9 protein-coding genes and 1 other RNA gene are annotated in these 11410 nt (G+C 71.8%); all 10 read right to left on the reverse strand.

The features are described from left to right. Window positions 1-249: 249 nt before the first annotated feature. The 10 genes from LIU39_RS34020 to ffs all read right to left on the reverse strand — a co-directional run bounded on the left by LIU39_RS34020 (window position 250) and on the right by ffs (window position 11401). Complete coding sequence (locus LIU39_RS34020; RefSeq protein ID WP_227050848.1) at window positions 250-1170, reverse strand: SURF1 family protein; 921 nt, start codon at window positions 1168-1170, stop codon at window positions 250-252. An 87-nt stretch (window positions 1171-1257) separates the two neighbouring features. Further along, complete coding sequence (locus tag LIU39_RS34025) at window positions 1258-2343, reverse strand: hypothetical protein (RefSeq protein ID WP_227050849.1); 1086 nt, start codon at window positions 2341-2343, stop codon at window positions 1258-1260. A gap of 437 nt (window positions 2344-2780) precedes the next feature. Continuing rightward, on the reverse strand, window positions 2781-3443 hold the full coding sequence (locus LIU39_RS34030) for a SigE family RNA polymerase sigma factor (RefSeq protein ID WP_372464155.1): 663 nt from the start codon (window positions 3441-3443) through the stop codon (window positions 2781-2783). 489 nt (window positions 3444-3932) lie between these two features. Then, a complete protein-coding gene (locus LIU39_RS34035) occupies window positions 3933-5048 on the reverse strand; it encodes an aspartate-semialdehyde dehydrogenase (RefSeq protein WP_227050851.1) in 1116 nt (371 codons plus the stop codon). Continuing rightward, entirely contained in the window at window positions 5045-6316 is a 1272-nt protein-coding gene (locus LIU39_RS34040) for an aspartate kinase (protein WP_227050852.1), read from the reverse strand. Before LIU39_RS34040 ends, LIU39_RS34035 begins: the two co-directional genes overlap by 4 nt. 307 nt (window positions 6317-6623) lie before the next feature. Further along, on the reverse strand, window positions 6624-7286 hold the full coding sequence (locus LIU39_RS34045) for a DUF5063 domain-containing protein (protein ID WP_227050853.1): 663 nt from the start codon (window positions 7284-7286) through the stop codon (window positions 6624-6626). Continuing rightward, window positions 7279-7878 (reverse strand): recombination mediator RecR, encoded by a 600-nt coding sequence (gene recR, locus LIU39_RS34050; protein ID WP_227050854.1) that lies wholly within the window; start codon window positions 7876-7878, stop codon window positions 7279-7281. Before recR ends, LIU39_RS34045 begins: the two co-directional genes overlap by 8 nt. Window positions 7879-7929: 51 nt before the next feature. Further along, window positions 7930-8256, reverse strand: coding sequence for a YbaB/EbfC family nucleoid-associated protein (locus LIU39_RS34055; protein ID WP_227050856.1), 327 nt, complete (start codon window positions 8254-8256; stop codon window positions 7930-7932). Window positions 8257-8750: 494 nt separating this feature from the next. Next, window positions 8751-11258 (reverse strand): DNA polymerase III subunit gamma and tau, encoded by a 2508-nt coding sequence (locus tag LIU39_RS34060; protein WP_227050855.1) that lies wholly within the window; start codon window positions 11256-11258, stop codon window positions 8751-8753. Between the two features lie 44 nt (window positions 11259-11302). Next, window positions 11303-11401, reverse strand: an RNA gene (ffs, locus tag LIU39_RS34065) — signal recognition particle sRNA small type. Between the last annotated feature and the right edge of the window lie 9 nt (window positions 11402-11410).

The following is an 11410-nucleotide window of genomic DNA, read 5'->3' on the forward strand; positions in this document are numbered from 1 at the left end:
GGGGATGGCCCGCGTCGGGGGGCGGCTCGTCATCAGGGGCTGGGCTGGAGGGGGCTGGGCCGTAGGGGCTGGGCCGTCCTCGGGGCCGGCCAGAGTGGGGTGCTGGCTGCGTTCTGGGCTTCTGGAGCCAGAGCTCCAGAACTATGGGGTCGAGGGTCCAGGGCTCCAGGTTCCTCGCAAGACTGCGAGCTGGGCGGAAGGCTGTGGGCTGGGAGAGGCGGGGAGGGGGAGGGGGAGGGCCCCGCCCCTCTAAACCTCAGCCCGTCCCTCCGCCTCGACCCCGTCCACCCCATCCCTCACGCCAAGCCCCTGCCCCACACCCGTGCCCTCGCCCGGACCAGCGCCCGGACCATCGCCCAGATCAGCGCCCTCATCCGCTCCCTCCGGAACGATGCCCAAAGCGGCGTCCTTCGCGGCTTCGGCTTCGCGGCGGAAGAGGCGGAACCACATGAAGACGACGAAGCCGGCGAAGACGAACCACTCGCCGGTGTAGCCGAGGTTCTGGAATGCCTTGAGGTCCAGTCCGCTGCCCTCAGCGGCGGCCGGCGGGACGGCGCGCAGCGGGGCCTGGGCGTCGCCGAGGGTGATCCAGGCGTCGTAGACGTGGTACGGCACGATGTTGACCAGCGACGCCGCGCTGATCATGCCGAGCTGGCCCTGCGGCAGACCGCCGGTGGCCTGCACCCCTGCGGTGCCCTCGTTCTCGGATGCCTGGAGCGCTCCGGTGACGGTCACCTCGCCCTTGGGCGGTGCCGGGACCTTGGCGGCGTCGGCCCGCGAGTTCGCATCGCCCGGCAGCCAGCCGCGAACCACCGGGAGGGCCTTGCCACCGTCCGTACGCAGCAGGGTCAGGACGTAGAAGCCTGGTGTGTCGTTCTGCTTCCGGTCCAAGGTGCGGTCCGGGACGAGCAGTTGGTGGCCGGTGTCGTAGGTGCCTCGTGCGCTGGCCTGGCGGCCCGAGGTGACCTGGTCGACGGGGAGCAGGCTGTCGAGGGGCCGGGCCGCGGCCGCCTTGGCGTCGGCGGAGCGGTCCTCCTGCTGCTGATGCGTATTGACGCGTGCCTCGAAGCGGCTCAGCTGCCAGCTGCCCATGAAAATGCAGAAGGGGATCGCCAGTACGGCGAAGACGTTGATTCCCCACCACCGCGGGGTCAGCAGGAATCGGTACACGCCCTCAACGGTACGGGGCCCGAGCGGAGGGGCTGCACCGCCCCCTCCACGGCGCAGCCCCGGCCGTCAGGGCCTGGGCTGTCGGCCTCACCCGGTCGACAGCACCCCGGTGCGGTACACCGTTCCGGAGCACGCGTCCTTGATCGTGGCGTCGGTGGCGGCGGGCTCGCCGGCCTCCGGTGTGTGGCTGAGCACGATGCCGCCGGGCGCGGCCCCGTTGTCGCCCGAGCCGCTGCCGGCGCCCGAGCCGTTTCCGCTGCCGTCCTGGCCGGCGCCGCCTCCGCCGTTGCCTGCGGCGGCCGGCGAGGAGTCGGCCGCCGCGGCCGGTGACTTCGAGGGTTCAGGGGTGGGCGACGGGCCCGGGTGGGCGCAGCCGGTGGTCCCGCCGCCGGCGTCCGGGATCCAGGCGAATTTGACCTCGTACGCCTGGCCGGGTTTGAGGACCAGCTGGTCAGGGGTGGTTGCGGGGTCGGGCAGCCCGGTGGCTTCGTCGCCGGACGTGTGGTCGACGACGTGGATGCGGTCGGTTTTCGTGGAGCCCTGGGCCACCGCGTCGACGGTGCCGCCGCCGTCGACGGAGCAGGCGGTGTTCGAGGTGTTGACCACCCGGAACGCGCCGTAGACGCGTCCGCCGGAGTCGGCGTGGCCGACCGTGCCGGTTCCCTTGCCCAGCTGCTCGCGGGCGCAGACCGGCGAGGTGACGTCCATCGTCTCGTACGGATCGGGGGTGCCGGCGCCGGCAGCCTGCCCGAGGCCGCCCTTCCGCGTCGCCGTCCCGTCGCCCTCGGGCTCGCCGGGGCCGCGGTGCACGCCGTTCTTGCCGGTGGGCGGCACGCCGTGGTGTTCGGGGCCTTCGCCGTGCGGGCCGTCGGCGGTGCCGTCGGTCCGTTGGCTGCTCGCCGCGTTCGCCGGCCGGTCCGCGGAGGCGTCGTCCAGGTTCGCGACGTGCACCATGGCGGGGATCGACGTGCCGCCGAGCAGCAGTGCGGCGGCGGCGCCCACGACGGCGTGCCTGCGCCGCCTGCGGCGGGCGGGTACGGCGCGGCGCAGGTGGTCCAGGGCGTCCGGGGCGGGCTCCAGTTCGTCGACGGAGGACCGGAGCAGCCGTCTCAGTTCGTCCTCGCCGCCGAGTCCGCCGCCCGGCGGACGGGGGGCGAAGGGGAGCGAGGGCACGGGAGCGGTGGCGTCGCCGTCATCGTCGTGGTGGCCCTGATACCGGTCGCGTCCGTCGCCGCTGCCACGCCCGCCACTGCCTGCGCGGTTGCCGCTGCCGTACCCGTCAGCGCCGGCGTCGACACCGCCCTCGGCACTGCCGTGAGCACCGCCCTCACCACCGACACCGATGTCATGACGGAGCGCCGTCAGCCACCGTCCACCGGGGTTCCGCGCCTGGTCCGCTCCGGGCTCGGCGCCCCACCCGAACTCCGTGCCTGCCCCACGCTCAGAATGCAGCTCACCCTCAGGGTTCGCCCCGCAATCGGGGGCCTCCCCCCGCACGGCATCCGCCCCGTATTCCGCCTCCCGGCCAACGGGTCCTTGCGCATCGGGCCCCATCCCGGCCCCCGCGCCGGACGGTTCATGCCCCCCCGGCGTGCCGAAGGTCTTGCCGTTCATGCCGAGGCCTCCATCGCGACGCGGAGCGCCGCGATGCCGCGCGATCCGTACGCCTTGACCGAGCCGAGCGATATTCCCAGCGTCTCGGCGACCTGGGCCTCGGTCATGTCGGCGAAGTAGCGCAGGACGAGCACCTCGCGCTGGCGGCGTTGCAGGCCGCGCATCGCCTGGATGAGCTGGTCGCGCTCCAGGAGGTCGTACGCGCCTTCTTCGGCGCTGGCCATGTCGGGCATCGGCTTGGAAAGCAGCTTCAGGCCGAGGATGCGGCGGCGCAGCGCGGAGCGCGAGAGGTTGACGACGGTCTGCCGCAGGTAGGCGAGGGTCTTTTCGGGCTCGCGTACCCGGCCGCGCGCGGAGTGCACGCGTATGAACGCTTCCTGGACGACGTCTTCGCAGGATGCGGTGTCGTCGAGGAGCAGCGCGGCGAGTCCGAGCAGGGAGCGGTAGTGCGCGCGGTAGGTCTCGGTGAGGTGGTCGACTGTGGTGCCCGCTGCCATCGCGTCGTCAGTGTCCCCGCGTTGGGAGGGGAGCTGCGTGGGACGCGTGGCGGGCCAGGGGGCGATCACCGGCATGCCCCCGGACGCACGGGGGCGCGGCGGGCGCACTGTTGCGCCCGCTGCGCCCGCTGGGGCGATCGTGAAACCGAGTACCTCTGCCACGCCTGTTGGACACGCTTCCCCCCGTCAGGGTTGTACGCGCAAGACACCACCTTCGACGATGCGTCAAATGCCCTCATGCGTACCAGCTCTTCCTCAATGCCCCATTTATCGCGACGCATTCACCCCCGGCGCCTCCGGAGCACCCGAGGCCACCCGTGACACCCACGCCTCCCTCGGACGCTCCCCGGACACCTCCCGGACCCCCTTCAGGAACCCGTACGCCTCTGTGGACACCGTGCGGGGCAGCCACGAAGACGTTCCCCGCCCGGCTGCCGGTTGCAGTGCGACGGGGAATAAATGGTCGGCCAGACCTCCGGCCCGGTTCAAGTGGTACGGGCCAACGGTTCACACACAGAAAATTCACACGATTCACAAAGTATGTCCTAGGCAGCCCCCACCGGGACACCTGATCCCGCCAAGATGCGGCAGCCGGGCCGGGCGTAGCCCCACCGCAAGACGTCGGCCCGCCGGAAGAAGAGGCAGCTCCCGCTACCCGTCCCACTCCCCCGCGACCAACTCGCCGATCTGCGCGAGGTTCAGTGCCGCGCCCTTGCGCAGGTTGTCCCCGCACACGAAGAACTCCAGCGCCTTCGGATCGTCCAGCGAGCGCCTGACCCGCCCGACCCAGGCCGGGTCCGTACCCGCCACATCGGCCGGCGTCGGGTATTCGCCCCCCGCAGGGTCGTCGCTGAGGACAACTCCGGGGGCAGCGGCCAGGATCGCGTGCGCGCCGCCGACCGTGACCTCGTTCTCGAACCGTGCGTGGACGGTCAGCGAGTGGCCCGTGACCACCGGCACCTGTACGCAGGTCGCGGTGACGGGGAGGCCGGGCAGCCCCAGGATCCTGCGGGATTCGTCGCGGATCGCGAGTTCCTCCGACGACCAGCCGTCCTCCTGGAGCGAGCCGGCCCACGGCACGACGTTGAGCGCGACCGGCGCCGGGAACGGCCCGAGCGTGTCGCCGACCGCCCCCCGCACATCGCCCGGCGCGTTGCCCAACTCCGTTCCGGAGACCGCCGACAGCTGCGCCCGCAGCGTGTCGACGCCGGCCTTCCCTGCTCCGGAAACGGCTTGGTACGAGGAGACGATCAGCTCGCTCAGCGCGTATTCGGCATGCAGGGCGCCGAGCGCGACGATCATCGCGAGCGTCGTGCAGTGGGGGTTGGCGAGGATGCCGCGCGGACGGACCCGGGCGGCGTGCGCGTTGACCTCGGGGACGACGAGGGGCACGTCCGGATCGCTGAGGAACGCGCCCGAATTGTCCAGGACCACTGCGCCCTTGGCGGCCGCGAACGGCGCCCACCGCGCGCAGACCTCGTCCGGCGCGTCGAACATCGCGACGTCGATGCCGTCGAAAACGTCCTCGCCCAGGGCGAGGACCTCGACCTCCACACCCCGCACGGTCAGCTTGCGGCCGGCCGAGCGGGGGGAGGCGACCAGCCGGATCTCGCCCCAGGCGTCGGCCCGCTCGGAGAGGATCCCGAGCAGGACCGAGCCGACGGCGCCGGTGGCGCCGACCACGGCGAGATGCGGCTTACGGGCGGGGCGGGCATCCGCCCCCGCGGCGTGCGCGGGGGACGGACGGCCCGCCTCGGCCGGAATCATCGCCCGGTGCCGCCATAGACCACGGCCTCGTCACTGTCCGTGTCGAGGCCGAAGGCGGTGTGCACGGCGCGCACGGCCTCGTTGACGTCGTCGGCGCGGGTGACGACCGAGATGCGGATCTCGGAGGTCGAGATCAGCTCGATGTTCACCCCCGCGTTCGACAGCGCCTCGAAGAACGTCGCGGTGACGCCGGGGTTGGTCTTCATGCCCGCGCCGACCAGCGAGATCTTGGCGATCTGGTCGTCGTAGCGCAGCGAGTCGAAGCCGACGGCCGCACGCGTCTTCTCCATGGCGGCGACGGCCTTGCGGCCCTCGGCCTTCGGCAGGGTGAAGGAGATGTCCGTCAGCCCCGTCGAGGCGGCCGACACGTTCTGGACGACCATGTCGATGTTGACCTCGGAGTCCGCAATCGCACGGAAGATGCGCGCGGCCTCGCCCGGCTTGTCCGGGACGCCGACGACCGTGACCTTCGCCTCGGAGGTGTCGTGTGCGACGCCCGAGATGATCGCCTGCTCCATCGGAAGGTCCCCTTGCGGTTCGTTGCTGACCCACGTGCCCTTCAGCCCCGAGAAGGAGGAGCGGACGTGGATCGGGATGTTGTAACGGCGTGCGTATTCGACACAGCGGTGCAGCAGCACCTTGGAGCCGGAGCTGGCCAGCTCCAGCATGTCCTCGAAGGAGATCCAGTCGATCTTCCGGGCCTTCTTCACGACCCGGGGGTCGGCGGTGAAGACGCCGTCGACGTCGGTGTAGATCTCGCAGACATCGGCGTCCAGGGCGGCCGCCAGCGCGACGGCGGTGGTGTCCGAGCCGCCGCGGCCCAGCGTGGTGATGTCCTTCTTGTCCTGGGACACACCCTGGAAACCGGCGACGATGGCGATGTTGCCCTCGTCGACCGACGTCTTGATGCGGCCCGGTGTGACATCGATGATCCGCGCCTTGTTGTGCACGGAGTCGGTGATGACACCGGCCTGGCTGCCGGTGAAGGACTGCGCTTCATGACCGAGGTTTTTGATCGCCATCGCCAGCAGGGCCATGGAGATCCGCTCTCCGGCGGTCAGCAGCATGTCGAACTCGCGCCCCGATGGAATCGGGGACACTTCCTGAGCGAGATCGATCAGCTCGTCCGTCGTGTCGCCCATCGCCGAAACCACTACGACAACCTGGTTGCCGTTCTTCTTGGCTTCGACGACTCGCTTGGCAACGCGCTTGATGCCCTCGGCATCCGCAACGGATGAGCCGCCGTACTTCTGCACGACAAGGCCCACGTGCGCTCCTCGCAACTGTCTCTTCGGGAGTTTCCTCCCGGACCCCCGGAAATGGGGGTACTGCGGTCGACTCAGTTTAGCGAGCAGGCGGAATCCGCCTCGCTGATACCGCATCCTGAGACACAAAGCTCACTCATCGGTCATCTTCGATCACCGATCCGTTCACCGTGTCCCGCGGCGGATCCGCGCGGCGCACCGTCGCGCCCGCTCGGCCAGCACATGCCCGCTCCCGGGCGGTGCACACGGGAACGTAAGCCAGGTCACACGGAGCCCGGGGCGCGCTGCGCACGGTTTCCGCCACCCCGGGCTATGCCCGGCGCAGCCCCAGCGGCCCGGCGATCTCGGCCGCCATGACCTTGCCGGCCTCCTCGGCGAGCCGCTCCTCGTCGTGGTCAGCGTCGCTGTCGGTGTCCAGGCCGTCCAGCGCGTCCAGCGGCTGGTCAAGGCGTACGTGGGCGACCAGCGACTGCAGCGCGCGCAAGGCGGCCGACGCGGTCGTGCCCCAGTTCGTGAGGTAGGAGAACTGCCACCACCACAGCGCTTCGCTGACCCGGCCCGCCCGGTAGTGCGCCAGGCCGTGCCGCAGGTCCGTGACGATGTCGGCGAGATCGTCGGAGATCCGGCAGGCGACCGGCTCGCTGCGCGGCACATACGGGTCGAAGACCTCGGAGTACACGTCGACCGGGTCGAGCAGCACGGCGAACCGCTCCCGCAGCTCGTCCACGTCCGGCTCGGGACCGCTGTCCGGTTCGTAGCGCTCGTCCGGGACGATGTCCTCGTGGGCGCCCAGCCGGCCGCCGGTGAGCAGCAGCTGGGAGATCTCCAACAGCAGGAACGGCACGGCGCTGTCCGGCTCGTCGCCCTGGGCGACCGCGGTCACCGCGACGATGAAGCTCTCGATCGAGTCGGAGATCGATACGGCGAAGTCGTCGGGATTCTGTGTCGCGTTGTGCAGCGTGGCATCAGACATCGAGAAGTCTCCTCCCTTCGAAGGCACGCCCGAGCGTGACCTCGTCGGCATACTCCAGATCGCCCCCGACCGGCAGTCCGCTGGCCAGTCGCGTCACCTTCAGGTCCAGATGCTTGGTCATCCGGGCCAGATACGTGGCCGTGGCCTCGCCCTCCAGGTTCGGGTCGGTGGCCAGAATCAGCTCGGTGACGGTGCCGTCGGCGAGCCTGGCCAGCAGTTCCCTTATCCGCAGGTCGTCGGGCCCGACGCCCTCGATCGGGCTGATCGCCCCGCCGAGTACGTGGTAGCGGCCGCGGAACTCCCGGGTCCGCTCGATCGCCACGACGTCCTTGGGCTCCTCCACGACGCAGATGACCGCCGGATCCCGCCGCGGGTCGAGACAGACCCGGCACTGCTCCTCCTGCGCGACATTGCCGCACACGCTGCAGAACCGGACCTTGGCCTTGACCTCCATCAGCGCGTTCGCGAGCCGGCGGACATCGGTCGGCTCGGCCTGAAGAATGTGAAAGGCGATCCGCTGCGCGCTCTTGGGACCGACGCCGGGCAGCCTGCCCAACTCATCGATCAGATCCTGAACCACGCCTTCGTACACGGAACGTCTTCTTTCTCTTCTGCCGTACTCGGTACGCTAGTTGGCTACTCCTCAGAAGGGGAGACCGGGGATTCCACCGCCGCCGAGGCCCTGCGCGAGCGGACCGAGCTTCTGCTGCTGCATCTGCTGGGCGCTGGCGTTCGCGTCCCGCACGGCGGCGAGCACGAGATCGGCGATCGTCTCGGCCGTCTCCTCCGCGGATTCGGCGTCGACCGCCTTCGGGTCGATGACCAGACCCTGCAGCTCACCGGAGCCGGTCACCGTCGCCTTGACGAGGCCGCCGCCCGCGGAACCCTCCACGGGCGTTTCGGCCAGCTCCTGCTGAGCGGCCGCGAGGTCCTGCTGCATCTTCTGGGCCTGCTGAAGCAGCTGCTGCATATTGGGCTGACCACCGGGGACCACGACGTGACTCCTGCCATACGACAACGATTGGTGCGGTAGCCCGAGCCTACGTGCTCCACGAGCCCGGCGCCCTACGCCGGACGGAGGAGCATGAATGTCCGGCCGGGCACGCACGAACCCACCCGGGAACGCGCGCACGGACGGCCTCTGCCCGCCCCGCCCCACCCGCGATCCGGCCGCCGCCGCGCCCGCGTCTTGGCCGATTTCCTCCCGCGTCCTGCCCTGTTTCCTTCCTGCTGCCTCCCTGGCACGGGTACCCATTCCGGGTGATCGACGACGCAGAGTGTGTGGGCGGCGTGCGGGCGAGTGCGGGCGAAGAGTTTGTGGTGGGGCTGGGCGGGTGCGGGCGGGATTGCGGCCACGGCCCCGGGGACGGGCGCTGCGGGCGCTACGGGCTCAGGCGAGGCCCTCCGTACGGCTCCCGCGTCTGCCTATTCCCTGCCCCTCCTCCCCCGCTGCTCACTCCCCGCTCACTCGTTGTTGAACTCCTCGACCACCGTCGCGCCCAGTTCGCGCACGATCAGGTCGTGGCCGCTCAGCGCGGGGTCCACGAGGTCCGGGTCGTCCTCGGCGGGCATGTCGTACTCGATCGCCGACGGAGGCGGCTCGGGAGCGGTGTACTCGGGCTCCGGCGGCCGCCCGCCCTGGCCGCCGCCCGATGCCGGAGGCGCCACGGCGTCCCGCGCCATCCGGGCCCCCTGGCTGCCGCCCTGGCCGGATCCGCCGGGCCCGCCCGACGAGCCGCCCGGCTGCGGCGGGGCCGCCTGCGGCGCGGGCTGCGGCGCCGGGCCCGGCGCAGCTCCGTAGCCGCCGGCCGGTCCGCCGCCGTAACCGCCGCCCTGGCCGCCACCGCTGCCGCCACGGGCCCCGCCGGCCGGCGGGTTGGTGCCGCCCGACGGATCGACGATGGCCTCCACCCGCCACTGGACCCTGAACTTCTCGGCGAGCACGTCCTTGAGCACGTCCTCGCTGCCGCCGTTGGCGAAGCTGTCGCGCGCACCGGCATTGGGGAAGCCGATCTGGAGCGTCGTGCCGTCGAAGCCGGACACCTGGGCGTTCTGGCTCAGCAGGATCCACGTGAAACGGCGGCGGCCCTTCACCGCGTCCAGAATGTCCGGCCACATCTGCCGCACCTGTGCCGCTCCCGGCGCTCCCGGTGCCGCGCCGGCCTGTGGCTGCGCGGGGGCGGGCCGGTCCGGCGCGGGGGCCGCGGGTGGTGCGGCGGGCGCCTGCCGGGCACCCTGGCCGGGCGCCGCGGCCGACGGCCAGCCGCCGGGCTGCCGCCCTCCCCCGGCACCACTGCCGCCGCCCGCACTCCCGGGCCACGCACCGGGCCGAGCGGGCGCACTCTCATCAGAAGCCCCGGGAGCGGCCTCCGCACCGGACGGACCCGCACCCTGACCACCGGCCGCGGGTGCCGTGCCGCCCGTGCCGCCCGGCCAGGCACCGGGCCGCGCCGCGGGCTCGGCCCGCTCCGCCGCGTGCGAACCGCCCTGGGGCACAGACGCCCCGGCCGGCGCCTCTCCACCGGCCGCCTCTCCCGCGGAACCTCCATCGCCATCCGCCACAGGACCGCCCCCGGCCCCCGGAGCCCCCTGCCCCGGCCCGACGGCACCGGCCCCACCCGTCGCTCCGCGTACCGCCGCACGCGCCGCAGCCGGACCCGCAGGACCTGCGGGCGGCCCCACCGGATGGGCCTCCGGACCTGGTACGTACCCGGCCGCGGGCCCGCCACCGGAGGAGACCACCGGCCCGCCGGCCCCGTCCGCGAAAGCGCCAGGACCCACCGGGCCGCCGCCTCCGCCGAGCGCGGCCGCACCGGCCCCGCGCTCCAGCCTGTCGAGCCGCGCCTGCACCGACCGCTCGTCGTCGTAGGCCGCGGGCAGCAGGACCCGCGCGCAGATCAGCTCCAGCTGCAGCCGCGGCGAGGTCGCTCCGCGCATCTCCGTGAGGCCGGTGTTGACCAGGTCGGCGGCCCGGCTCAGCTCGGCCGCGCCGAAGACGGACGCCTGCGCCGTCATCCGCTCCACGACGTCCGCGGGAGCATCGATCAGCCCCTTCTCCCCGGCGTCCGGCACGGCCGCCAGGATCACCAGGTCGCGCAGCCGCTCCAGCAGGTCGGCGACGAACCGCCGCGGATCGTTCCCGCCCTCGATGACCCGGTCGACGACCTCGAAGGCCGCGGCGCCGTCCCCGGCCGCGAACGCCTCGACGACCGAATCCAGCAGCGACCCGTCCGTGTACCCGAGCAGCGCCGTCGCCATGGCATACGTCACACCGTCGTCACCGGCTCCGGCGAGCAGCTGGTCCATCACGGACATCGAGTCACGCACCGACCCGGCCCCGGCCCGGACGACCAGCGGCAGCACGCCGTCCTCCACCGGGGCGGACTCCCGCCCGCACACCTCCGCCAGGTAGGTGCGCAGCGTCCCCGGCGGCACCAGGCGGAAGGGGTAGTGGTGCGTACGCGACCGGATCGTCCCGATGACCTTCTCGGGCTCCGTCGTCGCGAAGATGAACTTCAGATGCTCCGGCGGCTCCTCGACCACCTTCAGCAGGGCATTGAAGCCCGCCGAGGTGACCATGTGCGCCTCGTCGATGATGTAGATCTTGTAGCGGCTGCTCGCAGGACCGAAGAACGCCTTCTCGCGCAGCTCACGGGCGTCGTCCACGCCACCGTGCGACGCGGCGTCGATCTCGATCACATCGATCGATCCCCGGCCGTTCCTGGCCAGGTCCACACAGGACTGGCACGTCCCGCAGGGCGTGGGAGTGGGACCTTCCTCACAGTTCAGACACCGCGCCAGGATCCGCGCACTCGTCGTCTTGCCACAGCCGCGCGGCCCGCTGAACAGATACGCGTGGTTGACGCGGTTGTTCCGCAACGCCTGCTGCAGCGGATCGGTCACGTGCTCTTGCCCGATGACCTCGGCGAAGGTCTCGGGTCGGTAGCGGCGGTACAGCGCAAGGGACGACACGCATACGACGATATCGGCCCCCACCGACAATCGGTCCGCCCGCAAACGCAAGCGCCCCCCACGCACCCGCCAGAGCCGACCTACCCTTGCTGCCTTCCGGCCCTGGGGGAGTTCAGTCAGATAGCGCCACGTGAGGGGCTGAGCACCACAGT

The sequence above is a fragment of the Streptomyces pinistramenti genome, from assembly GCF_020564935.1.
Lineage (GTDB): Bacteria > Actinomycetota > Actinomycetes > Streptomycetales > Streptomycetaceae > Streptomyces > Streptomyces pinistramenti.

Coding starts and splice junctions, on each gene's coding strand:
- LIU39_RS34035 (WP_227050851.1), bottom strand. CDS start 5,048: ATGATTCCGGCCGAGGCGGGCCGTCCGTCCCCCGCGCACGCCGCGGGG.
- LIU39_RS34045 (WP_227050853.1), bottom strand. CDS start 7,286: ATGTCTGATGCCACGCTGCACAACGCGACACAGAATCCCGACGACTTC.
- LIU39_RS34055 (WP_227050856.1), bottom strand. CDS start 8,256: ATGCAGCAGCTGCTTCAGCAGGCCCAGAAGATGCAGCAGGACCTCGCG.